Here is a 24,631-nt window from a genome sequence, read left to right on the forward strand (position 1 = left end):
AGGTTAGGGTAAGCGCGGGTAGGCATCGGCGATAGCATCGCCGGTGAACTGCGCTATCCAGCCTTCCGGATTGTCAAAAATACGAATGGCGGTGAAATTCGGCTCCGAACCCATATCGAACCAGTGTGGGATATTTGCCGGGACGGAGATCAGATCGTTCTTTTCGCACAGCACCTGAAAGACTTCATCGCCGATATGCAGGCAAAACAGCCCGGCGCCTTCGACAAAGAAGCGCACTTCATCTTCGCCATGGGTATGCTCATTGAGGAATTTTGCCCGCAGCGCCTCTTTCTGCGGATTATCCGCTCGCAGGCTAATGACGTCCCAGCTCTGATAGCCCTTTTCAGCCACCAGTTTATCAATCGCGTGCTGATAGGCCGCAATAACGGTTTCAGCGCTTGGCGCCGGGCCAAGGTTGCGATCGGCCTGCCAGCGCTCGAAGCGCACCCCTTTCGCGCGCAATTGCTGTTGGATCTCATCGGCGTTGCTGCTGTGCCAGCGTGGATGGCTGGCATCGTTAACGGAAAAAATAGTTAATGCGCTCATGAGGGAAGTTGCTCCGGGTCGATGTCGTCAAAACGCTGAACCTGTGGATGATGGCTGGCCGGATCGCGGTCGCCGCGTACCAGCTGCAGAGTGCGGAAACCCGCTTCTTCAGCGGCGTCCAGTTCCTGATGAATATCAGAGAGGAAGAGAATGCGCGCCGGGCTATGCCCCAGTTGCTCAGCGATGGTGCGATAGGATTGAACTTCGCGTTTGGCGCCGACCAGGGTATCGAAATAGCCGCTAAAGAGATGAGTAATATCACCTTCGTCGCTGTAGCCAAATAACAATTTCTGCGCGGCGACCGAGCCTGAGGAATATACATATAAATCAATGCCCATTGCCTTCCATTTCTCCAGCGACGGCAGAACATCGGGGTAAAGATGGCCGGTAAAATCACCGTTCAGATAGCCTTCGCGCCAGATAATGCCCTGCAGCGCTTTCAGCGCCGTCGATTTACGATCCTCATCCATGAAGCGGAATAGCGTCTCGATAAGCGCTGCGGTGCTGGCTTCGGGGGCGGCGATTTCCGTACGCAGATTGTCGAGAATGGTACTGACCGGCTCGACATACTGCTGCGCGGTGACAAATGCGGCCAACCGCTCGCGGGCGTAGGGGAATAAGACGTTATGGACGAAGCGAATGTCGCTGGTGGTGCCTTCAATATCGGTCACGATAGCGCGGATCATGGTATCTCCAGAGTGGATAGTGCGCCGTGCTGCCGGTGGCGTCGGTTTGCCGCCTGCCTGCGGCAAGCGAAATAACGTTAGCATTTAGACGTCTAAGCGTCTTGATTGCCAAATATTAACATCGTGTTATAGTGGCTTCAACAACAGCATTACAATCGGAACGAAGATAATGAGCAATAAGCCACTGATTCCTGAGAGTAAACTCCCTGCATTAGGCACCACCATTTTTACCCAGATGAGCGCGCTGGCGCAGCAGCATCAGGCCATCAATCTATCACAAGGTTTCCCGGATTTTGACGGCCCGCGCTATTTACAGGAACGCCTGGCGTGGCATGTCGCCCAGGGAGCCAACCAGTATGCTCCGATGACCGGCGTACCGGCGCTGCGCGAAGCCATTGCCGATAAAACCGCTGAACTTTATGGCTATCGCCCGGATGCTAATAGCGAAGTGACCGTGACCGCCGGTGCGACTGAAGCGCTGTATGCGGCGATCACCGCGCTGGTCAGAGCCGGCGATGAGGCGATCTGCTTTGACCCGAGCTATGACAGCTACGCGCCGGCGGTAGAACTTTCCGGCGGGGTGCTGAAACGTATTGCTCTGCAGCCGCCGCATTTCCGCGTTGACTGGCAGCAGTTTGCCGCCACGTTAAGCGACCGCACCCGTTTGGTCATTCTTAATACGCCGCATAATCCATCAGCCACCGTCTGGCAGCGGGAAGATTTTGCCGCGCTGTGGCAGGCGATCGCCGGGCGGGAAATTTACGTTATCAGCGACGAAGTGTATGAGCATATCTGTTTTGCAGAGCAGGGGCACGCCAGCGTGCTGGCTCATCCGCAGTTGCGTGAACGGGCGGTAGCGGTCTCTTCTTTCGGTAAAACCTTTCATATGACCGGCTGGAAAGTGGGTTATTGCGTGGCGCCTGCCGCCATCAGCGCCGAGCTGCGTAAAGTGCACCAGTATTTAACCTTTGCCGTTAATACGCCGGCTCAGCTGGCGCTGGCGGATATGCTGCGCGCGCAGCCGGAGCACTACCGCGAGCTGCCTGCGTTTTATCAGGAGCGCCGGGATCTGTTTATCGATGCGCTACGCGACAGCCGGCTGGAGATCCTGCCGTGTGAAGGCACCTACTTCCTGCTGGCCGACTATAGCGCCATCTCTGACCTTGATGACGTCAGCTTCTGTCGCTGGCTGACCACGGACGTCGGCGTGGCGGCGATCCCGCTATCGGTATTCTGCGCCGATCCGTTCCCGCATAAGTTGATTCGCCTGTGCTTCGCTAAGCAGCCGGAAACCCTGCTGGCGGCGGCAGAGCGTCTGCGCAGCCTGTAGCTATTTCACCGTCCACGCCTGGGAAAATTGACGGTCGCCGAACATCTCGGCCAGACCGTTAATTTGCTTCAGGCGCAACACTTCATCGGCATCCATCCCCAACTCTTTACTGATTTTTGCGTTGCTCCAGCCGAGATTGGCCAGCTCGCGGACAATTTCCGACATCGCGTGAATCTGATGGCGTCCGCGGGCCCGATTGTGACGAATAGTGGCGGCCATCAGGGCATCGCGCGGGTGGCTATTCTCCGTCAAACAGGTTACCGGTAAATATCCCTTGAGCCGCTTTTTTAATGACACTTTGCTGCTAACCAGTTCGTGGCGGTGAAAACCGTCAATGATGGTATAACGCTTTGGCTGCTGATGCTGCACCACGATAGGTTGCGTAAAGCCGTTGGCCTCCAGCGAAGTTAACAACAGTCGCTTTTCCGGCGGTGCAAGATTGTTAGGGTTGTAGTCATTGGGAACCACTTCTTCCTCTTTAACCCATAGCACGCAGTCAACCGGCTGGTTGCGAAAAGGGCTATGGCGGTGCAGAGCCTGGCGAAAGCGGTTCAGCGCGTCGATTTTTTCCTCTTCCGGCAGCGCGGCCAGATACTCTTCTATCTGGGTTATTAGTCGTTGTTGCATAACAGTCCCCATTGTTGGCGTTTTTTACTTATGCGCTCGCAGTAGTTTTTATAGCGGGTGGCCTTAGTTGGGCTAAATGAAAGCTGGCGACACCAGTAATCATTGTTTAATAACACTTTGCAGACGCGTCGCCATGAAGGGATATCCCGGGTGCCGATGTCGCTCTCCTGGCTATCGGGGATATCGTCCATTCCCTGTTTTTGATACCAATGCAGATAGACCGCGATTTTGTTGCGATAGTGCTCGGCGGTTTGCCGCGGCATGCTATCCAGCAGAAACAGGGCATAACTCTTCCAGCTGTGGTGTCCGGGTTTATCGAGCTTACGGTGACCATAGAATTTGTTGTCATATCCGGCATAAATACCGCCGCTGTGCACGCCGTTTACGCGCTGGCAGATGGCTGCCCAGCGCTCGGGTTCCAGCACGTGATACAGCCAGAGTCCCTGGCGCTGCTCCGGGCCAAAAGGTTCGCAGATGCGCATATAGCGTAGCGGCACCCCGGCCTGATACATCAGATCGTAAAGGGGGTTATAGGTATGGCCGCTTTTGCTAAACCACGTCCAGATATCGGCGGTTTTCCAGTCATAGATCGGGTAGATGTACCAGGTATGACCGCCCGGCGCCGATGTTGTCCATGGCTTGTCATCGGCAAAGCGCAGCTTGCGCTGCGATGAGATGGTCATAAAACGATTAAGCGATTCATCTGCCCGGATACCCACCATCATTGCCGCCGGGCGGTTTTGCGAAAACCAGTCGGCGAAATCACGAACGAACTCTTCAAAGCTCATTCCGCATCTATAAAACGGAAAATAGCCGGGATCGGTAATAGCGTCAGCGGGCGGCTGGCGTACCCAGTTGACGCCAGGTTCCCAGCATTGCCACTCCGGCGAAAACTGCGTCAGTGAGTTTTGCGTGGTGAGCGGTAGGGCCACCCAATAAAATTTTTCAATAACATCCTGGTATTCGGTGCGAATATTTTCGCAATGCTGAATGGTGCAGGAAAATTGCGCTTCCCAATCAATAAACAGCACGCTGAATTTCTTGCCCATTTGCCGGGCGCAAAGCGCCGCCAGGTGCAGCATAGTGGTGGAGTCTTTTCCACCGGAGAAAGAGATGCAGATGCGTGAAAAATTTTCTAATACCCACTGTATCCGCTGCTGGCTTGCTTGAAGAACGGACTCGGGTAATGGAATTTTTATTAATGACATTACCATTAATCCTTTAATGTGATAGGTACGATTTCACGGATAGTGTAGAACACATTAATGGTAAGGTTAATATATATTAGTAATGTTTCACCTGGTTCATAAATGGAGGTCCACAATATATTTGTTATGTGAATATATTGTGGGTTTAATTAATCGGTGTTTTTATGTCTGCTGATAAAAGCAGCAAATTTAGGATTGTTAAGTGATGAACGATTGTAAATCATATATGTCTTGATGGGCGGTACGGGGTGTGGCTGAATGATTTCATGAAAATCAAATGAACCTTTAAAGTACTCCAGTACGTGTCTGGCCATATAACCGATAAAATCACTTTGATGAATCATGGTTAAAATAGCTATCAACGAGTTGCTTTGGAACGCAATTCTACGATTGGTAAATATATTTTCATTTTGATTTTGAAATAATTTCACACCTGGATCATTAGAAATATAATAAGTGAATCCTTCCTTCTCAATCGCTTCCTGTGTATTAAGTAACGCCTTTCTTGGGTGATCTTTACGGCAAATCAGAACCACCTCAATTTCCTGAAATGGTTGGCATACGACACTATGATTTGAGATTGGCGTTAGACTATAAACCAGATCCGCTTTTCGATAGGCCATCAAATCATCAGCGCTCTCCGAAGATAAAAGAAGATCGCGGTGTTCAATTTGGAGGTTTGGATCCTGATATAAATCATTGATCAAATCCATTGTACCAGGGGCAACAAACAATTGTGGGCTATAAATAACAAATCTTTTACTTAATTCAGAATGATTGGCAATATTAATTGTTTTTTCTAATTGATTGAGGTTCTGTTCCAGGTGATGATGTAAATTCACCCCAACGATCGTTGGCGTTATCCCCTTGCCCGAACGGACAAATAGCGGATCGTTTAATTGATTGCGTAACCGCTGCAGCGACTGACTAACCGCAGAAGGGGTAATAAACAGCGTTTCTGCGGCTTTACTGATACTAAGATGTTGATAAATACACTCGAAGATAACCAACAGGTTTAGATCGAATTTTTTTAAGTCATAAAGGTTGGCCATGCTTAACGTCCTGTTTATGTTGCATCGAGGCGAACGGATTACTATTTCTTCCCGTTATAAATTTGGGGCGATGCCATGAATTATCATTATTATAGCTAAATCTACAATTAATCCCTACTAAATGTATACCAACCAATCGCTTTCCGCCAGATCCTTTTTTGTCCTTAAGACTCTGGCGGAAATACGTTATTTTTTACTGCTGTTTTTCACCCATCATCACCTGCAGTTTCTCTTTATCAGGTAACCCCACTACCTGCTGCAGCATGTTGTCTTTATTCATATAGTAAATAGCCGGGGTGGCATTAGCGCCGAGGTCATCCATCAGCTGCTGGTTGACATTCAGTGTCCTCATCAACGCTGCAGGGATATCTGCCGGTACGTTTAGCTTCATTTTGCCGTTGGACTGTTCGTAATCATGCCAGGTTTGCGCCGGGTCTTTGCTGGCCAGAATGGCTGCCGCGGTGGCCGGGCTCTCTGGTTTAATCACGCCGACCAATAAGGTGTGCAGCTGCACCTTACCGGATTCAACCCACGGTCGCGCCTGTTGCCAGAACTGTTTACAGTAAGGGCAGAAAGGGTCGGCAAACACATAAAGGACGATGGGCGCCTCTTTTTTGCCTTCCAGTAGCCAATCAGCGGATTCGAGTTTTTTCCACATCGCCTGTCCTGCCGGGGTATAGAGCTCTTTCTGGAAAAGCTGTTCGCTCAGATTGTTGCCTTTTTCGTCGTACATATAGCCGGAAATAGCGTGTTTACCGTCGGGGGTGAGATAGATAGCAACACCCATATCCTGATATTTTCCGAGCCAGCCTTTGACGCCACCGGGAGCTTCAAAGGGCTTAATGATAGTAATACCCTGTTTTTCTATCGCTTTTACGGGGGCAGGGAGGTCTTCGGCATAGCTGCACAACGGCAACAGGCTCAGGAAAAGCAGTCGTTTTAACATGAGTATTCCTTTTAAATCAGAAACTAATGCGAAGTGGTGGTGAAACCTATCGCAGTCATAGATAAGACCTGCCGGGCGTTTGGTTGCCCTTTAGTTCGGCGAATGATGTAATCCTTCATGCTGTTACATTAAGGTGTAGAGCGCAACATATTGCCAGCCATTCTGGCGCTGAAGCTACCTGCGGGTATTTCAGGTAACGGGGCCGCCTGAGAGGGCGGCCTTTTTACTTTTAGCGAAATGAGGCGAAACACGGGTAAAAACCGCGATCGCGACGGCAGGTTCACAAAGTTGTCTTATGGCGGTTGTTAGATAACGCTTATTGATTTGATAATGCAAACGCATTGGTCGAGTCAGGAAAAATTCGTTAACTTAGACCTCAACAAAAACACGGAGGAAGTATCGATGTCTTTAATTAATACCAAAATCAAACCTTTCAAAAACCAGGCATTCAAAAACGGTGAATTCATCGAAGTTACCGAAAAAGATACTGAAGGCCGCTGGAGCGTCTTCTTCTTCTACCCGGCTGACTTCACTTTCGTTTGCCCGACTGAACTGGGCGACGTGGCTGACCATTACGAAGAACTGCAGAAACTGGGCGTAGACGTGTACTCTGTATCTACCGACACCCACTTCACCCACAAAGCGTGGCACAGCAGCTCTGACACCATCGCTAAAATCAAATACGCGATGATCGGCGACCCGACTGGCGCCCTGACCCGTAACTTCGACAACATGCGTGAAGATGAAGGTCTGGCTGACCGCGCGACCTTCGTCGTTGACCCGCAGGGTATCATCCAGGCAATCGAAGTTACCGCTGAAGGTATCGGCCGTGATGCGTCTGACCTGCTGCGTAAAATCAAAGCCGCTCAGTACGTTGCTTCCCACCCAGGCGAAGTGTGCCCGGCTAAGTGGAAAGAAGGTGAAGCGACGCTGGCTCCTTCTTTAGATCTGGTTGGTAAGATCTAATTCGTTTTATTCCCGCTAATCAACGGGCGTACCCGCGCCCGTTTTATTCCAACACCATGATGCAAGCGCATTCAGGCTGCCTGATAAAGGCCGCTTGCATGATGATGTTTTAAGCCCAGGAGATAAAAATGCTCGACACCAACATGAAAACCCAGCTCAAGGCCTATCTTGAGAAGCTGACTAAACCTGTTGAGCTGATTGCCACGCTGGATGACAGCGCTAAATCGGCAGAGATCAAGGAACTGTTGGCTGAAATCGCTGAACTGTCAGACAAAGTTACCTTTAAAGAAGACAATACGTTGGCGGTACGTAAGCCATCGTTCCTGATTACTAACCCAGGTTCCAACCAGGGCCCGCGTTTCGCTGGTTCTCCACTGGGACATGAATTCACCTCATTAGTGCTGGCGCTGCTGTGGACCGGCGGCCATCCGTCGAAAGAAGCGCAGTCGCTGCTGGAACAGATCCGCAATCTTGACGGTGATTTTGAGTTTGAGACCTACTACTCGCTCTCTTGCCACAACTGCCCGGACGTGGTGCAGGCGCTGAACCTGATGGCGGTGCTTAACCCGCGTATCAAACACACGGCGATTGATGGCGGGACCTTCCAGAATGAAATCACCGATCGCAACGTGATGGGCGTACCGGCGGTGTTTGTGAATGGTCAGGAATTTGGTCAAGGTCGTATGACGCTGACTGAAATCGTTGCCAAAGTGGATACCGGCGCGGAAAAACGTGCGGCGGAAGAGCTTAACAAACGCGATGCTTATGACGTTCTGATTGTGGGTTCCGGCCCGTCTGGCGCCGCGGCGGCGGTATACTCCGCGCGTAAAGGCATTCGTACCGGCCTGATGGGCGAACGCTTCGGCGGTCAGGTACTGGATACCGTAGATATCGAAAACTATATTTCCGTACCGAAAACCGAAGGTCAGAAGTTGGCGGGGGCGCTGAAAGCGCACGTCAGTGAGTATGATGTTGATGTGATTGATTCACAAAGCGCGGCAAAACTGATCCCGGCAGCCGTCGAAGGCGGCCTGCATCAGATTGAAACCGCCTCCGGCGCGGTGCTGAAAGCGCGCAGCGTGATCATCGCGACCGGCGCCAAATGGCGTAACATGAACGTACCGGGTGAAGACCAATACCGGACTAAAGGCGTAACCTACTGCCCGCACTGCGACGGCCCGCTGTTTAAAGGTAAACGCGTGGCGGTGATTGGCGGCGGTAACTCCGGCGTTGAAGCGGCGATTGATCTGGCGGGCGTCGTTGAGCACGTGACGCTACTGGAATTCGCACCAGAAATGAAAGCCGACCAGGTGCTGCAGGACAAAGTACGCAGCCTGAAAAATGTCGATATTATTCTCAACGCCCAGACTACCGAAGTGGTTGGCGACGGTAGCAAGGTGACGGGGCTGCAGTACCGTGACCGCGTCAGCGGCGATGAGCATCATGTCGCGTTAGCCGGTATTTTTGTCCAGATCGGCCTGCTGCCGAACACCAACTGGCTGGAAGGTACGGTTGAGCGTAACCGCATGGGTGAAATCATCATCGATGCCAAATGTGAAACCAACGTGAAGGGCGTGTTTGCGGCCGGTGACTGCACCACCGTACCGTACAAGCAAATTATTATCGCCACTGGCGAAGGCGCGAAAGCTTCTCTGAGCTCATTCGATTATCTGATTCGCACCAAAAGCGCATAAACATAAAAAGTCGTAAGACAATACCTGCATACAGCAAAGAGGCGACCATAGGGTCGCCTCTTTTTTTTGCTTATTTCACCGTTTCGTTATCTCACGACCATCACCGGAATATGTGCATGACGGATGACGCTTGAGGCGTTTGAACCCAGCAAATGGGTGCTGATCGACGGATTGCGGGAACCAATTACTACTACGTCAGCTTTTATTTCATTGGCCAGTTCATTAACCATGTCGCGTACATTGCCGAAACGTACATGGCTCTTGATGCGTGAAGGGTCGATGCTGAAGTGGCCGACCATGGTCTGCAAGCGGGTTTCCGCTTCATGCTGCAAATGCTCTTCAAAGCGGCGTAGATCGGCGGTAAAACGGCTCATGGTGAAGCTGGATGAGCCGGGTAAGACGTGAAGTAAATGAATAATGCCGTCCTGTTGGGCAAGAAACTCTGCATGGCGGACAGCCTTGTCGCTCAGCTCCATTTCAAAGACATCAACCGGCATAATGATAGTTTTATACATATGCATTTCTCCTTGTTTGTCTGTTTCTATATCAACATATTATACAAGGATATTGTGGCATTCAGGTCGCAAAACTGTATACGCCGTCACGAGATGAGGTAAAACTTTGTCAGACAGGAAGGGAAAACAGAAAGAGGATGGCGAAGCATCCTCTGAATAAAGCGTCAAACGCCTCAGGCAGCGGGGAACTTAGCGGTGGAATTCGCCTGCGGCTTCCGGCTGGTACAGCAGCTCCAGCACTTCCAGATGCGCCGATGCGCCGCCAGGTAACTCCCAGTGAATGGAGGTGCCGACTTTCAGCCCAAGCAGCGCTGCGCCAACCGGTGCCAGAACCGAAAGCTGAGTGGCGCTATCGGTCGCCTGAGCCGGGAAGACCAGAGTCCGCACGCGTTCTTCGCCGCTGGTTAAATCGCGAAAGCGGACTTTGCTGTTCATGCTCACGACGTCGTGCGGCATTGCTTCCGGCGCGAGCATTTGCGCACGATCCAGTTCGTCGTTCAGGGCATCGGCGACCGGCGAATTAGCGTAAGCCGGTTGCTCAAGCAGTCTGTCGATACGTTCAGCATCGAATTCGTTAATAATGATTGCGGGTCTGGTCATTGCATACTCCATGTTATCCAGGAACCTTTTCCGTAAAAGAAAACCCTCGCCGAAAGGGGCAAGGGTTAATGTCCCTTCATCATACTGAGACTTGCCTGATGTTTGAAGTGATTAAGCGCACATTCAGCGCATCATGAGCAAAAGCAGATGAAGTGGGCGCATCGCCCTGTTATCAAGAACCGACTTTGTCCAGAACAAACTGCTTAGCGCAGTTGCCCGGATGCGGCTGCGGCAGGAACGAATCTGCGCCCAACGGAGAATTGATAGCGCCAGCTTTGATGGAAATTTGCATTTCCGTTAAATAAGCCGGGTTGCCGTCGCAGGTTAATTTAAAGGCTTTGACGTTTTGCGCGCCATACGCTTTGGCGACGGCGGCATCAAAATCGCTACGGCTAACGGTTTGTCCGTAGTGTTTTGCCAGAAAATCACCGATTGCGCTTTGCTTCACTTCGCCATTCAGGCGCACCATCGTACCGAAGTAGCTATCCGGATCGAAGCCGAAACAGACGCCATGCTTGGCATACTCATAACGTTCCAGACAAGAGTTCCCGCCAGAACCCGGCATCACGCTATTCAGCTTATTAGCCATTTCCAGCGACAGCCCGGTTTCCGCGGCCTGGCATTTACGTCCGGCTTTGACTTCCGGCATATTGGGGATCGGGCGCGTCGCGCAGCCGTAGCGCATCCAGCGGCGCTCGTCGACGCCGCGTGAGGCGATCGACTTCGGCAGGCCCGGCCATAGGCCGTGTACCGTCAGAAAATCGGCTTTGTTGCGTTCGTCCTGCTGTAGCCGGCACTCCTCGGGCTCATTACGGTTACTATCCAGCATGCTCTGACAAAAACCGGTTTGCCAGGACAGTGCCAGCACGTAACGATCGAAATCACCGTATTTCGTCGCGGTAAGCGGCTCTGCGCCAACCTGCGTTGCGCCGAGTAAAAGGGCAATGGCGACGACATCCTTCCTGAACATTTTTATTCCTGATAGTGGGAGATGATTAATTGCTGGGATTTATTAAAGCATAAAAAAGACGCCTGCTGGCGCCTTTTCACTGTGGTTTGTAGTTTATTGAACCGCGGCGCCGGGGACCAGAATCTCGGTGGCGACGATCACCACTAACAGGCCGACGATAACGGGGACCGAGGTGCGCTTAACGACTTCAAATGGCGAAATCTTCGCCATTCCCGCCACCGCCACCACCACGCCGGAAACCGGTGAAATAGTGCGTCCCAAATTCGACGCCTGCAACATAGGGATCGACAGGTAAGCCGGATTGATGCCGGAAGAGTGGGCAAGCTTCGGGATCATCTCTACGAAGGCATAAAATGGCGCGTTGCCGGAGCCGGTGGTCATCGCCGCCAGCATGGTCAGAATCACCAGCACCAGCATCAGAATGATACTGGCGGAACCGAACGAGGTGGCTATGGAGATAAGTCCGTCGATAAAACCGATAGTGCTCAGACCCTGGGCAAATACGCCGGCCGCGACCAATAGCATGACGACGCTGGCGAAGGCGTCAGCCATACCGCGATAGGCGGCTTCCAGCCCGGCGAAGACCTTTTTAGTGTCAAAACTGCGCAGGAATTCCAGTACCGAAGCCAGCACCATACAGAGCACCAGAATAGTGATGATGTGTAATTCAGGACCCCATTTGCCGTCGAAAATCAGCACCCCGATAATCGGCGTGAAAGGTAGAATAGCGTACAGCGCCGGCGCGGTGGTGGTTATCTCGTTGACGTCGAGCATTTCGTGCGAGGCGTTCTCTTTTTTATCGAGGTAGCGCTGCCAGAAGAAGTGAGCGATGGCCATACAGACGATAGCGGCAATCGAGATAGGCAAGGTGGTTTTGAACGCGAAATCGATTAGCGGCATTTCGGCAGCTTTGGCCGCCAGTACTACGTCACCGGAGGTCGGAGACAGGATCAACGCGGCAGGGGAGGCGCAAATCGCCGCCGCGGCGCCGCGGCTGATGCCGACGTTGACCATTACCGGGAACAGCGTCGCCATCAGCAGCACACCCAGGCCGGTCGCTGAGGAGACCGCCAGCGACATCAGACAGGCGAGGAAGTAGGCGGCAATCATCAACAGATAAGGTGAGTTAATATATCGCAGCGGTTTAGAGGCCAGTTTAACCACCATATCATTGGCGCCGATATGCGTCATATAGGTGGCGAAGCCGCAGAGCATCATAATCATCATGCCGAGGTCGCCGCCGCGGCTCATGAGCAGTATTTTAATATACTCGAAGATGTCGGTCGCGGTGTAACCCGTACTGGCGGCGCTGGCCGGGAGAACCTTATGCCCCATGATGGCGCTGGCGATAAGTAAGACTAAACCGCCGACAAACAGCACCCCTGTCGCGGAATAGCCTTTTATAATGTAGCGGGCGACGCCCACAATAACCACGACCCCGATTAGGATCTCAACAAGCGTAAGCATACTTTACCCCTAAGCCATTAACCCAAAGAATCTGCTGATATCTAAAGCACTACAAAAATTAAGTGAGGGAATGTGCCCAAAAAACGGACAGAACTTGCTGACCCAAATCAATAAACTACTGAGAATTGACTAATCGGAACCTGCGGCGCGGCTAACATCACAAAAGTCGTCTCCCAGGATGCGGTTTTTGCCATCGCGCAATTCAGGATTTTGCCTTATTCCGTTAACAGTCTATTAAGATTACATTTGTTACTTTACTTCGTTTTTAAAATTGAAATCGGTAATAGAGAAGTGTTGAAACTACGTCAATTTACATTGTTTATTCTTGCGCTGTCCGGCCTGCTGCTGTCGTCCGGTTATGCTAACGCCTCGTTCTCGTCAACGCTCCGCGATGGCTACAATACGCTGACGGACAATGTCTCGCAAACCTGGAACGAGCCTGAGCACTACGATCTGTACGTTCCGGCGATCACCTGGCACGCGCGTTTTGCCTATGACAAAGAGAAAACCGATAAGTACAACGAACGCCCGTGGGGGGCGGGATTCGGCGTGTCGCGTTGGGACGATAAAGGAAACTGGCACGGCCTGTATCTGATGGCGTTTAAAGATTCCTTTAATAAGTGGGAGCCGATTGGCGGCTATGGCTGGGAAAAAACCTGGCGTCCGCTGGCCGATGACAACTTCCACCTTGGCCTTGGTTACACCCTTGGCGTAACGGCGCGCGATAACTGGAACTATATCCCGATCCCGGTAGTGCTGCCGCTGGCCTCGATTGGCTACGGCCCGGCGACGTTCCAGATGACCTACATCCCCGGCACTTATAACAACGGCAACGTTTATTTTGCCTGGGCGCGCATTCAGTTTTAATCGTTATAACGTAGTGACAAAAGTGATAAGTTCTTTGTCTTGTTGAAAAACAACGACTAACGTAACTGCCGGCTATAAAGATAGAGACTTTTATCACTTTTTAAGAAAGTTACGCTGGACAAAAGGCATCACAATTGATGTACTGGTATCCGACACAGCATTAGTGTCGTTTTTTAATTTAAAGGTAATTTTGATGTCTAAGATTAAAGGTAACGTTAAGTGGTTTAATGAGTCCAAAGGTTTCGGTTTCATTACTCCGGAAGATGGCAGCAAAGATGTATTCGTACACTTCTCTGCAATCCAGTCCAACGGTTTCAAAACTCTGGCTGAAGGTCAGCGCGTAGAGTTCGAAATCACTAACGGTGCCAAAGGCCCTTCTGCTGCAAACGTAATGGCTATCTAACCAACACGTCAGTAGAATATAAAAACCCGCTTATAGCGGGTTTTTTTTTGCCTGTTGTTAACGGGCGGCTGACTGTGAAAATAGCCAGAATGCCGTCGCGGTCATGGTGAAAGAACCAAGCAGGTTGACGAGAACGTTTAGCAACGCCCAGCTGAAACGCCCCTGCTGGAGCAGGAAGACGACTTCTGCGGAAAAGGTGGAGAAGGTCGTCAGGCCGCCGCAGAAACCGGTAGTGATGAGCAACTTCCACATAGGATCGACATGCGTCAGACGATTAAACCACGCCAGCCCGGCACCGATAATAAAGGCGCCCAGCAGGTTAGCGACTAGCGTGCCAATGGGAATCGCATGATGCATGGGGTTAAATTTCATGCCCAGCCACCAGCGCAACACGCTGCCGGTTCCGCCGCCAACAAAAACGGCTAAAAGGAGTTGTAACACGGTCATTTCCTGCTAATACGTTAGATAGAGGGTTGAGTGTAGCGCGATAAACGCGTTTTTGGCTATGGATTCGCAAGTGGGAGAAAGAGATGCGGGTAGCTGCGGGACAATTCGCCGTCACGGCGCAGTGGCAGAAAAATGCGCAGACCTGCGTTGAGCTGATGCATCAGGCGGCAGAATGCGGCGCTTCGTTACTGGTCTTGCCCGAGGCGTTACTGGCGCGAGCCGATAACGACCCGGATATGTCGGTAAAATCCGCGCAGGCGCTGGATGGCGGCTTTATGCAGCAGTTGCTGGCGGAAAGCCGGCGGAATGACTTAACCACGATATTAACGCTACACGTGCCCTCTGCTGAAGGGCGCGCGAGCAATACTCTGGTGGCGATATGCCGAGGAGCGATTTGCGCACAATACCAGAAACTCCATTTGTACGATGCGTTTAATATGCAGGAGTCACGGCTGGTGGATGCCGGCGAGCAAATCCCGCCGTTAATAGAGGTAAATGGGATGCGAATCGGCTTAATGACCTGCTACGATTTACGCTTTCCCGAATTAGCGCTATCGTTAGCGTTAAAGGGGGCCGATGTGTTGGTGCTTCCGACAGCCTGGGTGCGTGGGCCATTGAAAGAACATCACTGGGCGACGCTGCTGGCGGCAAGGGCGCTGGATACTACCTGCTACATTATTGCGGCAGGCGAGTGTGGAACGCGTAATATCGGCCAGAGCCGGATTATCGACCCGCTCGGTACCACCATTGCTGGCGCCGCAGCCCAGCCGCAGCTGATTTTTGCTGAGATATCCGCAGATTATATTCATCAGGTGCGCGAGAGTTTGCCGGTGCTGCGTAATCGCAGATTTGCGCCACCGCAATTATTGTGACGTTTTTTTAAACAAGGCTTGATTCACCTTGTTACAGATTGCTATTGTGTCGGCGCGTCAAATAGCCGTTAATTGTATGCGTATATGTGTATGATGGCGTATTCGCAGCTTGAGCTTGTATAGAGAAGAAGGTTAGCTATGGGTGAGATTAGTATTACCAAACTGCTGGTAGTCGCAGCGCTGATTATTTTAGTGTTTGGTACCAAAAAATTACGCACGCTGGGTGGAGACCTGGGTTCGGCTATCAAAGGCTTCAAGAAAGCCATGAATGATGACGATGACAGTGCCAAAAAGACCAGCGCTGAGGAAGAAGCGCCGGCACAGAAACTCTCTCATAAAGAGTAATTAATCACGGGCTCCCGATAAGCGGGGGCGCGTCGCGGCCGGGTGTGAAGCTCTGGCGGCAAAGAGGCGGCAGCGTATTCGTTGTCGCCTTTTTTATGGTCGTTGTTTGGGATGCGAAAAAGTTGCAACCAGGTGTGACGATAGAAAGGGGCGTTAGCAGGTAAATCTGGCCGCCGCGAACGGCGGCCAAAGAAAGGCAGAGGTTATTTTACTTCCATACCTTTTGCCTGCAGATCGGCATGATAGGAAGAGCGGACGAACGGGCCGCAGGCGGCATGGGTAAAGCCCATCGCCATGGCTTCAGCTTTCATCTCTTCAAACTCTTCCGGGCTGACGTAGCGCTGCACCGGCAGGTGGTGACGGCTCGGCTGCAGGTACTGACCCAGCGTCAGCATAGTGACGCCATGACGGCGCAGATCGCGCATTACTTCGATGATCTCTTCATTGGTCTCGCCAAGACCCACCATCAGACCCGATTTGGTCGGGATTTCCGGATGCGCTTCTTTAAAGCGCTCCAGCAGCTTCAGCGACCAGTTGTAATCTGCGCCCGGACGTACCTGGCGATACAGGCGCGGTACGTTTTCCAGGTTGTGGTTAAACACATCCGGCGGCGTCACTTTCAGGATATCCAGCGCGCGATCCATACGACCACGGAAATCCGGCACCAGCGTTTCAATCTTGATGTTCGGGCTCTTTTCGCGGATAGCGCTGATACAGTCGGCGAAATGCTGCGCGCCGCCGTCACGAAGATCGTCGCGGTCAACGGAAGTCACCACCACGTAGCGCAGACCCATGTCGGCGATGGTTTGCGCCAGTTTTTGCGGCTCATTGGCATCAGGCGTCACCGGACGACCGTGGGCAACATCGCAGAACGGACAACGGCGAGTACAGATAGCGCCGAGGATCATAAAGGTCGCGGTGCCGTGGTTGAAGCACTCGGCAAGGTTCGGGCAAGAGGCTTCTTCGCACACGGAGTGCAGGCCATTCTTACGCATCGCTGCCTTGATCCCCTGAATACGGGACGAGTCAGCCGGAAGTTTGATTTTCATCCATTCCGGTTTTCTGAGCAGAGCTTCACGCTCAGTTGCCACGTTTTTCACCGGGATAAGGGCCATTTTATCGGCGTCGCGGTACTTAACACCGCGTTCCATCACAATGGGTTTACTCATAGCGTGCGTGTTCCAGTTGCGAGTCACGAAGGAAAGCGAATTAATTCAATCAAATGTTGTATTTATCAACTATTTTTGAACTAAGGACAGGCAGTATATCATTGATACGGGGTTGAAAGCAGCCTGGTTACCCGGCAAATTGTAAAATAGTTGTTGTTTTATCCTTTTCCCTCGCGTGCGGTTAGCAGGAATAAGTTTGCACAATAGTGTCGATAATCTCTTTCAGTAACGGCTCCTGGGCGCTTTGTCGGTTGTAATGGAGCGAAATATCAATACGCTGGTCCTGCAGCGGTGGAAAAGGAATCGCTTGTAAATCCCAGATCTTCGCCACCAGCGCGAACATGCTCTCAGGCGTCAGCCCCAGCAAATTGCTATTATTCATCATCGCCGCCTGGGTCAACAGGTTATAGCTGCTAAAACCGCAGCGGCGTTCGCCGATAAATTCATCAAGTTGCCGATGCAGGGTAGGGTAGCGCTGTCCTTCCGGCAGCAATAGCGCAAACTCAAACTGCTGTAGATTTTCCCGCGTCAGCGGAAGAGGCAAAATGGGATGATCTTTCCGGCAGAACATGACGACCGGTTCGGAAAACAGTACCTGGTGTGCAATGGCCAGCCCGCTATGGTTATAGCTGTCGATCAGCAAATCAACCTGCCGCTGGTTGAGCTGGCTGGCGGCATCGGTAATCGCAATGTTGTGCAGTAATACCTGAGGAAACCTCGGTTTCAACGCATTGGCGATCGTTGGCATCACCAGGGCGCCGATGGTTGGAGTGGTAGCGATGGTGAGCACGCGCTGTTGCTGCGAGCTGCTGCCCAAATCCAGCGCATTGAGAAAGGCTTCCATCCCCTGACTAATATACTGATGCAAGTGAGTGGCAAAAGCCGTCGGCGTCACCCCCTGTCCTTTACGAATAAAGAGCGGGTCAGGGAACAGAGCCCGTAATTTATTGATGGACTGGCTGATGGCCGAAGGGGTGATATTTAGCACCCTCGCCGCGTTGACGATGCCTTTATGCACGTACACCGCTTCGAAGATGGTCAGCAGATTAAGATCGATATTACGCAGAATACGAAAAATCTGCCGATCTTCAGGTTGTTCATTGAGTTCCGATGGGGGATGGTTTTCTGCCACTCAGCGTATCCGGTTGTCGGGTGTATAGCGCTATTATAGCGGGCCGTGGCATTGCGGAACGTGATAATTGATTGCAAATATAAAGTATTAATAATGACTTGCGCAATTTACAGGCGCTCTGAGATTTCAGAGCGCGAAGCTTCTTAAGCGGCTACATACTCATGCGGTGGGTTATTCAGCAGCGCCAGCAGGTTGGCGACCAGCCGCGGCGCGACGTTTTCCGTGGTGGCCTGCGGCTGCCACTGGCGCATTTGCGTCATCTCCATACCGGCATAGCCGCACGGGTTAATGCGCAGGAATGGCGTCAAATCCATTGCCACATTCAGCGCCAGGCCGTGGAAAGAACAGCCTTTACGAATACGCAGCCCCAGCGAACAAATTTTCTGTTCACCAACGTAAACCCCAGGCGCATCGGCGCGTGGGTGGGATTCAATCTGATACTCCGCGAGAGTATTGACCACGGTCTGCTCCAGCAGCGTCACTAATTCACGCACGCCGAGTTTACGCCGTTTAAGATTCAGCAATACATACATCACCTGTTGGCCAGGCCCGTGATAGGTCACCTGGCCGCCGCGATCGCTCTGAATGACCGGGATATCGCCTGGCACCAGCACGTGTTCGGCTTTACCGGCCTGACCCTGAGTGAAGACCGGGTGATGTTCTACCAGCCAGATTTCATCCAGCGTCGTGTCGTCACGGCTGTCGGTAAATTCATGCATTGCCTGCGAGATGGGTTCGTAAGGTTGCAGGCCAAGTTGTCGGATAAGAATGGTATTGTGCTGCAAAACAACGTCTCCGCCGAGAGGGATGACTTAAGTGGGGGAGAGTATATCACAACGAAAGAGGGAGGATTACCCGGCCCTTGAGGCCGGGTAAGGAGATGGATTACAGCACCATCCGCACGATTTCGATATTGCCCAACTCTTCGTACAGGGCTTCGACCTGCTCAATGTGGGTAGCGTTAATGGTGATGGAGACCGAGTGGTAGTTACCTTTGCTGCTCGGTTTTACTGACGGAGAGTAATCACCAGGCGCATGGCGCTGTACCACTTCCACCACCTGATCAACCAGCTCAGGCAACGCCTGCCCCATTACTTTGTAAGTAAATGGAGTAGGGAATTCAAGCAGTTCGTTAAGTTTGGTTTTCATGTCAGCTCCGGTGTGACGACTAAAATAATAACTCCCACGTAATGTGGGAGTTATCAGGTTTCTTTGATGAATAGTATATGGGGATAGAAATCACACTTTCAAGTGTTCAATTTTTAACCAAACCAGTGATGGAACATTAACTTAATGTAATCAATGATTTTGCCGAAGAAATTACCTTCCGGAATTTCCTGCAGCACCACTAACGGACGCTGATCGATAGTTTTGCCATCTAACTGGAAGTTGATGGTACCGACCACCTGGTTTTTCTGCAGCGGCGCGTGCAGCTCGGTGTTATTCAACACATAGCTGGCTTTCAGATCTTTCATACGGCCGCGCGGGATAGTCAGATAGACGTCTTTATCTACGCCCAGAGAAGCGCGATCGCTATCGCCGAACCAGGCCGGTTCAGAGGCGAACTCTTTACCTGCTTTAATAGGGTTGACGGTTTCAAAGAAGCGGAAGCCCCAGGTCAGCAGTTTCTTGCTCTCGGACTCACGCCCTTTGTAGGTACGCCCGCCCATGACCGCGGAGATCAGGCGCATCTGGCCTTCGGTAGCAGAGGCAACCAGGTTGTAGCCGGCTTTATCGGTATGGCCGGTTTTAATGCCATCGACGTTGAGGCTGTTATCCCACAGCAGACCGTTACGGTTCAGCTGGCGAATACCGTTAAAGGTGAACTCTTTCTCACGGTAGATGGAATACTCATTCGGTACGTCGCGGATCAACGCTTGGCCGATCAGCGCCATGTCACGCGCGGAGCTGTACTGACCGTCGGCATCCAGGCCGTGAACGGTCTGGAAGTGGGTGTTTTTCAGGCCCAATGCGTTAACGTAATTGTTCATCAGGCTGACAAACGCGTCCTGGCTGCCGGCAACGTAGTCGGCCATCGCCACGCAGGCATCGTTACCGGATTGCAGGTTGATGCCGCGGATCAGCTGAGAAACCGGCACCTGCATGCCCGGTTTCAGGAACATCAGGGAAGAACCTTTAAACACCGGGTTACCGGTTGCCCACGCGTCGTTACCTACGGTGACCAGATCGGATTCTTTGAATTTGCCCGCCTTCATGGCCTGGCCAATGACATAGCTGGTCATCATTTTGGTCAGGCTCGCCGGATCGCGACGGGCGTCGGCGTTGTTTTCCGCCAGCACTTTACCTGAGTTGTAATCGATAAGAACCCAGGATTCAGCATCGATCTGCGGAGCGCCTGGGATCATGGTTTTCATATTCAGGTCATCGGCGCGGGCAGCGGTAGACAGTGCCGCAACGGAGAGGGCCGTAACGAGTAAACGAGCGGTGAAAGAGGTCTTCATGGTTAGAACAACGGCATCCGTGATGAAATTAAAAAAAGTGCCTTACTATAACAAATGCGTTTCGCAGCGGCATCCGACATTGCATATGACTTTGTTAACGACTTTTACATATGCGGCGGCGGGAGATACCGCGGCGTTACGTTTAGTTGGCGCGAGTAATAAATGATTGCAGCTGCGCTTCGTTTTGCAGGCGCTGCTGTACCGTCGACGCTTGCGACTTACTGGTAAATGGACCCAATTGGATTCGCCACACGGCGCCATTTTGCATCACTCGGCCCGGAACGGCGAACTGCTGGCTCAAGCGCTGCTGATATTGCTGGGCGCGAGCCTGGTCGCTAACGGCGCCGACCTGCACGACGAACTCGCCGCTGGTGCTGGCGCTTGGCGCGGCAACAGTCGCGGTTGCTGCTGCGGCCGCGGCAGGCGCAACGCTCCCCTGAATCGAGCCCGGCGCGGTGACTGGAGCGCTGGGTGCTGTCGGCGTCGCGGCGACGGCGGCAGGCGCAGCAGCAGGTTCGTTGCTTTCCAGCACGCCATTATTCAGCGGCGTCGGCGCGCCAAGGAATCCACTATTGCTGACCGGCGCGCCCACGTTATCCTCAGGCTTAAGCGTTGAGTTGCTGATGGCGTGAATGTTTGATTGGTCGGCCGGGGCGATGGCCGCGGAACCATCGCCATCAAGGTTTGGCCGTGAAGGCAGGGCATAGGTTTGTTTGGCGACGGTGGTACACGCCATACCCGGGCCCGACAAAGCGCCGTCCTGAGAGACGATAATAGGATCGATACGAACTTTAGTATTGTTCGAGGTATTCAGGCGGTCGGCGGACGCGCGGGACAGGGAAATGACCCGATCATTGCCGTACGGGCCGCGATCGTTAATGCGCACCACGATCATCCGGCCGTTGGCCAGGTTCGTGATACGCGCGTAGCTCGGGATGGGCAAGGTTGGATGCGCGGCGGTGAGCTGAGTTGGATCGAACGCTTCGCCAGAGGCGGTCAGATTGCTGTTCGGTTCGGCATCATAAATTGCCGCCAGACCGGTCTGGGTGAAGTTAGCCGGATCCTGAACGATTTTATAGCTTTTGCCGTCGCGCTCATAATCCTGATTGGCCGTGGCGTTCAGCGTTTCGAAACGCGGATCGGCGCCGCTAATTTCTACCGTCGGACCATTACAGACGGCCGGCTGCGGGACGCTAACCGTCTTCTGCTGAACGTCTTCACCCGAACATGCCGCCAGCAGCCCTGCTGCTATGCAGATCCCCAGCCATTGCTTACGCATTGCGAACCCCTTAAACGCTTTTCGACAACATTTTTCTGTGGGTATGGATCGACATCACGATACCAAACCCGGCCATCAATACGATCAGGGCTGAGCCCCCGTAGCTGACCAGCGGCAAAGGTACCCCCACCACCGGCAAAATACCACTTACCATACCAATATTTACGAAGACATAAACGAATAAAATCAACATTAAACCGCCCGCCATGACGCGGCCAAAGGTGGTTTGCGCCTGGGCGGCGATCCACAGTCCGCGCATGATAAGCAAAATGTACAATGCCAGCAGGATCAACACCCCGATAAGACCCAGCTCTTCCGCCAGCACGGCGAAGATAAAGTCAGTATGGCGCTCCGGCAGGAATTCGAGCTGCGACTGAGTACCATGCAACCATCCTTTACCGCGTAATCCGCCGGAACCAATAGCGATTTTCGACTGAATAATATGATAGCCCGCGCCCAGCGGATCGGTCTCCGGGTCGAGCAGCATCATCACGCGCTGACGCTGGTAGTCGTGCATCAGGAAGAACCATAAAATCGGAATAAAGGCGGCGACCAGCACGACCGCAATACCGATCAAGCGCCAGCTGAGGCCGGAGAGGAACAGAACAAACAGGCCGGAGAGGGCGATCAAAATCGAGGTGCCGAGGTCTGGCTGCGCCGCAACCAGCAGGGTCGGCAGGAAGATCAGGACCAGCGCGATAGCGGTATTCTTCAATGACGGCGGACAGACATCGCGGTTAATAAACCGCGCCACCATCAGCGGCACGGCTATTTTGGCAATCTCCGAGGGCTGAAAGCGCACAATACCGAGATCCAACCAGCGCTGCGCGCCTTTGGATATTGCGCCGAAGGCATCTACGGCAACCAGTAAAATAATACAGAAAATATAGAGGTAGGGCGCCCAGCCCTCGTATACCCGCGGCGGGATCTGCGCCATCACGATCATAATCACCACGCCCATGGCGATTTGGCCGATTTTGCGCTCCATCATTCCCACATCCTGGCCGCTGGCGCTCCAGATAACCAGCGCGCTGTAGGTGAGCAGCGCCAGCAGGATGAGCAGCATCGTGGGGTCCAGATGGATTTTATCCCATAGTGATTTTTTGTTCGGATTATCGGTCATTATTGATCCTCCCCCGCCGTCACCGCCGGGCTTTCACTCGGCAGATTGGTGTTGTTATCACCCAGCATGATGTGATCGAGGATCTGGCGCATAATGGTACCGACCGCCGGGCCGGCGCCGCCATTCTCCAGGATCATCGCCACCGCGACCTGGGGGTTGTTGTAAGGCGCAAACGCCGTCATGAGTTTGTGGTCACGCAGACGTTCGGAAATTCGGTGCGCGTTATAGGTTTCGTTGGCTTTCAGGCCGAATACCTGCGCGGTACCGGACTTCGCCGCAATCTTATACGGCGCGCTGGCAAAGTATTTGTGCGCGGTACCGTTGCCGCGGTTAGCAACGCCGTACATCCCGTCTTTGGCGATTTCCCAATAGCCGGAATGAATATCGCCGACCGGCGGTTCATGCGGCTGTACCCACGGTACCTGTTTACCGTCTTCGAGAGTGCTTTGCAGAAGATGGGGCACTTTGACCACGCCGTCGTTTATCAGGATCATCAGCGCTTTGTTCATCTGAATCGGCGTAGCGGTCCAGTAGCCCTGGCCGATACCGACCGGGATGGTATCACCCTGATACCAGGGTTTCTTAAAGCGCTTGAGCTTCCATTCGCGAGTGGGCATGTTGCCGGAGCGTTCTTCCGCCAGGTCAACGCCAGTGTAGTCGCCGTAGCCAAACTTACTCATCCATTCGGAAAGACGATCGATGCCCATATCATAGGCGACTTGATAGAAATAGGTATCCGCGGACTCTTCCAGCGCTTTGGTGACGTTCAGGTGTCCGTGGCCCCATTTTTTCCAGTCGCGATAGCGTTTTTCCGAACCAGGCAACTGCCACCAGCCGGGGTCGAACAGACTGGTGTTGCGCGTAATCACACCGGCGCTCAAGGCTGAGACGGCGACGTAGGGTTTCACCGTCGATGCAGGTGGATAAACCCCCTGCGTCGCGCGGTTAACCAGCGGGGTATTCGGATCGTTGAGTAGTCCGGAATAATCTTTGCTGGAGATACCATCAACAAACAGGTTGGGATCGTAGCTCGGGGTTGAAACCAGCGCCAGAATCGCGCCGCTGCGCGGGTCGGTGACCACTACCGCCGCGCGGCTGCCCGCCAGCAGCGTTTCGATATACTGCTGCAGCTTCAAATCAAGGGTTAGGTAGATATCGCGTCCGGCCTGCGGCGGCACTTCTTTAAGCTGGCGAATAACGCGGCCGCGGTTGTTGACTTCAACCTCTTCATAACCGGTTTGCCCGTGCAGCACGTCTTCATAATAGCGCTCGATTCCAAGCTTACCGATGTCATGGGTCGATGCGTAGTTGGCCAGCTTGCCCTCTTTATCCAGGCGATCGACGTCTTTATCGTTGATTTTAGAAACGTAGCCGATAACGTGGGTCAGGGCGGAGTTATAGGGATAGTAGCGGCGCTTGTAGCCTTTGACTTCGACGCCGGGAAAGCGGTACTGGTTTACGGCGAAGCGCGCCACCTGGACTTCATTAAGATTGACCTTCACCGGAATCGAGGTGAAGCGGTGAGAGCGCGCGCGCTCTTTTTTAAAGCCGGCGATATCGTCGTCGGTCAGGTCGACGACGTCGCGCAGCGCATCCAGCGTCTGCTGCACGTTATCGACTTTTTCCGGCATCATCTCTAGCTGATAGATGGTGCGGTTCAGCGCCAGCGGCGTGCCGTTGCGATCGTAGATAATGCCGCGGCTGGGTGGAATAGGGACCAGCTTAATGCGGTTTTCATTGGAACGCGTTTGATAGTCGTTGAAACGGACAATCTGTACGTTGTAGAGGTTGGCAATCAGCACGCCGGTAAGCAACAAAATGCCCGTAAAAGCGACCAGCGCCCGGCGTACAAACAGCGAGGATTCAGCCGTATAGTCGCGGAAAGAATTCTGTAATTTCATTCGCTGCTTAGTCTACCCAGGTCA

Annotated in this window: 26 protein-coding genes; 7 read left to right on the forward strand and 19 right to left on the reverse strand. The window is 52.8% G+C overall.

From position 1 onward, the window contains the following. Positions 1–3: 3 nt before the first annotated feature. The gene (locus tag PGR29_RS08580) at positions 4–546 is read right to left on the reverse strand and encodes a 1,2-dihydroxy-3-keto-5-methylthiopentene dioxygenase (protein WP_316424410.1); all 543 of its coding nucleotides are present in this window, start codon (positions 544–546) and stop codon (positions 4–6) included. Beyond that, positions 543–1,232: an acireductone synthase gene (gene mtnC, locus PGR29_RS08585; protein ID WP_087860253.1), complete on the reverse strand. Its 690-nt coding sequence runs from the start codon at positions 1,230–1,232 to the stop codon at positions 543–545. The genes PGR29_RS08580 and mtnC overlap by 4 nt, the downstream gene beginning before the upstream one ends. Before the next feature lie 184 nt (positions 1,233–1,416). On the opposite strand from mtnC, the gene PGR29_RS08590 reads away from it, so the two are divergent. Beyond that, on the forward strand, positions 1,417–2,562 hold the full coding sequence (locus tag PGR29_RS08590; protein ID WP_213794497.1) for a pyridoxal phosphate-dependent aminotransferase: 1,146 nt from the start codon (positions 1,417–1,419) through the stop codon (positions 2,560–2,562). Here the strand turns inward: PGR29_RS08590 and PGR29_RS08595 are convergent, their stop codons facing one another. The 4 genes from PGR29_RS08595 to dsbG all read right to left on the reverse strand — a co-directional run bounded on the left by PGR29_RS08595 (position 2,563) and on the right by dsbG (position 6,395). After that, the gene (locus tag PGR29_RS08595; RefSeq protein ID WP_087860251.1) at positions 2,563–3,189 is read right to left on the reverse strand and encodes an IbrB-like domain-containing protein; all 627 of its coding nucleotides are present in this window, start codon (positions 3,187–3,189) and stop codon (positions 2,563–2,565) included. After that, complete coding sequence (locus PGR29_RS08600; protein ID WP_087860250.1) at positions 3,174–4,397, reverse strand: phosphoadenosine phosphosulfate reductase; 1,224 nt, start codon at positions 4,395–4,397, stop codon at positions 3,174–3,176. The genes PGR29_RS08595 and PGR29_RS08600 overlap by 16 nt, the downstream gene beginning before the upstream one ends. 149 nt (positions 4,398–4,546) lie before the next feature. Then, positions 4,547–5,449: a DNA-binding transcriptional repressor CitR gene (gene citR / locus PGR29_RS08605; RefSeq protein ID WP_087860249.1), complete on the reverse strand. Its 903-nt coding sequence runs from the start codon at positions 5,447–5,449 to the stop codon at positions 4,547–4,549. 193 nt (positions 5,450–5,642) lie between these two features. After that, complete coding sequence (dsbG, locus tag PGR29_RS08610; RefSeq protein ID WP_316424411.1) at positions 5,643–6,395, reverse strand: thiol:disulfide interchange protein DsbG; 753 nt, start codon at positions 6,393–6,395, stop codon at positions 5,643–5,645. Between the two features lie 402 nt (positions 6,396–6,797). Between dsbG and ahpC the strand changes: the two genes are divergently transcribed. Together ahpC and ahpF are read left to right on the forward strand one after the other, a co-directional pair. Next, positions 6,798–7,361, forward strand: a complete 564-nt coding sequence (gene ahpC / locus PGR29_RS08615) for an alkyl hydroperoxide reductase subunit C (RefSeq protein WP_004859485.1) — start codon at positions 6,798–6,800, stop codon at positions 7,359–7,361. Positions 7,362–7,489: 128 nt separating this feature from the next. Next, positions 7,490–9,055, forward strand: a complete 1,566-nt coding sequence (ahpF, locus tag PGR29_RS08620; protein WP_015367747.1) for an alkyl hydroperoxide reductase subunit F — start codon at positions 7,490–7,492, stop codon at positions 9,053–9,055. An 86-nt stretch (positions 9,056–9,141) separates the two neighbouring features. On the opposite strand, the gene uspG is transcribed toward ahpF, so the two are convergent. The 4 genes from uspG to dcuC all read right to left on the reverse strand — a co-directional run bounded on the left by uspG (position 9,142) and on the right by dcuC (position 12,607). Beyond that, the gene (gene uspG / locus PGR29_RS08625; RefSeq protein WP_015367746.1) at positions 9,142–9,570 is read right to left on the reverse strand and encodes a universal stress protein UspG; all 429 of its coding nucleotides are present in this window, start codon (positions 9,568–9,570) and stop codon (positions 9,142–9,144) included. 189 nt (positions 9,571–9,759) lie between these two features. Then, positions 9,760–10,170 (reverse strand): nucleoside diphosphate kinase regulator, encoded by a 411-nt coding sequence (rnk, locus tag PGR29_RS08630; protein WP_015367745.1) that lies wholly within the window; start codon positions 10,168–10,170, stop codon positions 9,760–9,762. A 172-nt stretch (positions 10,171–10,342) separates the two neighbouring features. After that, entirely contained in the window at positions 10,343–11,140 is a 798-nt protein-coding gene (rna, locus tag PGR29_RS08635) for a ribonuclease I (protein WP_087860247.1), read from the reverse strand. Between the two features lie 93 nt (positions 11,141–11,233). Then, positions 11,234–12,607, reverse strand: a complete 1,374-nt coding sequence (gene dcuC / locus PGR29_RS08640; RefSeq protein WP_087860246.1) for an anaerobic C4-dicarboxylate transporter DcuC — start codon at positions 12,605–12,607, stop codon at positions 11,234–11,236. Positions 12,608–12,898: 291 nt separating this feature from the next. Here dcuC and pagP point away from each other — a divergent pair, with 291 nt between their 5' ends. Beyond that, positions 12,899–13,474: a lipid IV(A) palmitoyltransferase PagP gene (pagP, locus tag PGR29_RS08645; protein WP_162750180.1), complete on the forward strand. Its 576-nt coding sequence runs from the start codon at positions 12,899–12,901 to the stop codon at positions 13,472–13,474. 193 nt (positions 13,475–13,667) lie between these two features. Further along, a complete protein-coding gene (gene cspE / locus PGR29_RS08650) occupies positions 13,668–13,877 on the forward strand; it encodes a transcription antiterminator/RNA stability regulator CspE (protein ID WP_012542460.1) in 210 nt (69 codons plus the stop codon). Positions 13,878–13,934: 57 nt separating this feature from the next. Here the strand turns inward: cspE and crcB are convergent, their stop codons facing one another. Further along, positions 13,935–14,318, reverse strand: a complete 384-nt coding sequence (crcB, locus tag PGR29_RS08655; protein ID WP_087860424.1) for a fluoride efflux transporter CrcB — start codon at positions 14,316–14,318, stop codon at positions 13,935–13,937. 89 nt (positions 14,319–14,407) lie between these two features. Between crcB and PGR29_RS08660 the strand changes: the two genes are divergently transcribed. Both PGR29_RS08660 and tatE read left to right on the forward strand, forming a co-directional pair. After that, positions 14,408–15,196 carry a deaminated glutathione amidase gene (locus PGR29_RS08660; protein WP_087860245.1) on the forward strand — a complete coding sequence of 263 codons (789 nt, stop codon included), beginning with the start codon at positions 14,408–14,410 and terminating at the stop codon, positions 15,194–15,196. A 138-nt stretch (positions 15,197–15,334) separates the two neighbouring features. Then, positions 15,335–15,541, forward strand: a complete 207-nt coding sequence (gene tatE / locus PGR29_RS08665; protein ID WP_045381457.1) for a twin-arginine translocase subunit TatE — start codon at positions 15,335–15,337, stop codon at positions 15,539–15,541. A gap of 203 nt (positions 15,542–15,744) precedes the next feature. Here tatE and lipA read toward each other — a convergent pair whose 3' ends face one another. The 8 genes from lipA to mrdA all read right to left on the reverse strand — a co-directional run bounded on the left by lipA (position 15,745) and on the right by mrdA (position 24,607). Continuing rightward, the gene (lipA, locus tag PGR29_RS08670) at positions 15,745–16,710 is read right to left on the reverse strand and encodes a lipoyl synthase (protein ID WP_015367739.1); all 966 of its coding nucleotides are present in this window, start codon (positions 16,708–16,710) and stop codon (positions 15,745–15,747) included. 181 nt (positions 16,711–16,891) lie between these two features. Continuing rightward, on the reverse strand, positions 16,892–17,842 hold the full coding sequence (locus PGR29_RS08675) for a YbeF family transcriptional regulator (protein ID WP_316424412.1): 951 nt from the start codon (positions 17,840–17,842) through the stop codon (positions 16,892–16,894). Positions 17,843–17,985: 143 nt separating this feature from the next. Then, a complete protein-coding gene (gene lipB / locus PGR29_RS08680) occupies positions 17,986–18,627 on the reverse strand; it encodes a lipoyl(octanoyl) transferase LipB (protein ID WP_087860243.1) in 642 nt (213 codons plus the stop codon). Positions 18,628–18,727: 100 nt separating this feature from the next. Further along, positions 18,728–18,991 carry a DUF493 family protein YbeD gene (ybeD, locus tag PGR29_RS08685; protein WP_015367736.1) on the reverse strand — a complete coding sequence of 88 codons (264 nt, stop codon included), beginning with the start codon at positions 18,989–18,991 and terminating at the stop codon, positions 18,728–18,730. A 113-nt stretch (positions 18,992–19,104) separates the two neighbouring features. Beyond that, on the reverse strand, positions 19,105–20,304 hold the full coding sequence (gene dacA / locus PGR29_RS08690) for a D-alanyl-D-alanine carboxypeptidase DacA (RefSeq protein WP_015367735.1): 1,200 nt from the start codon (positions 20,302–20,304) through the stop codon (positions 19,105–19,107). Positions 20,305–20,446: 142 nt separating this feature from the next. Continuing rightward, entirely contained in the window at positions 20,447–21,583 is a 1,137-nt protein-coding gene (rlpA, locus tag PGR29_RS08695; RefSeq protein ID WP_316424413.1) for an endolytic peptidoglycan transglycosylase RlpA, read from the reverse strand. A gap of 10 nt (positions 21,584–21,593) precedes the next feature. Then, a complete protein-coding gene (gene mrdB, locus PGR29_RS08700; protein WP_008805635.1) occupies positions 21,594–22,706 on the reverse strand; it encodes a peptidoglycan glycosyltransferase MrdB in 1,113 nt (370 codons plus the stop codon). Next, positions 22,706–24,607 carry a peptidoglycan DD-transpeptidase MrdA gene (mrdA, locus tag PGR29_RS08705; RefSeq protein WP_015367733.1) on the reverse strand — a complete coding sequence of 634 codons (1,902 nt, stop codon included), beginning with the start codon at positions 24,605–24,607 and terminating at the stop codon, positions 22,706–22,708. Before mrdA ends, mrdB begins: the two co-directional genes overlap by 1 nt. Between the last annotated feature and the right edge of the window lie 24 nt (positions 24,608–24,631).

The sequence above is a fragment of the Klebsiella sp. 141203 genome, from assembly GCF_032601985.1.
Taxonomy (GTDB): Bacteria; Pseudomonadota; Gammaproteobacteria; order Enterobacterales; family Enterobacteriaceae; genus Klebsiella; species Klebsiella aerogenes.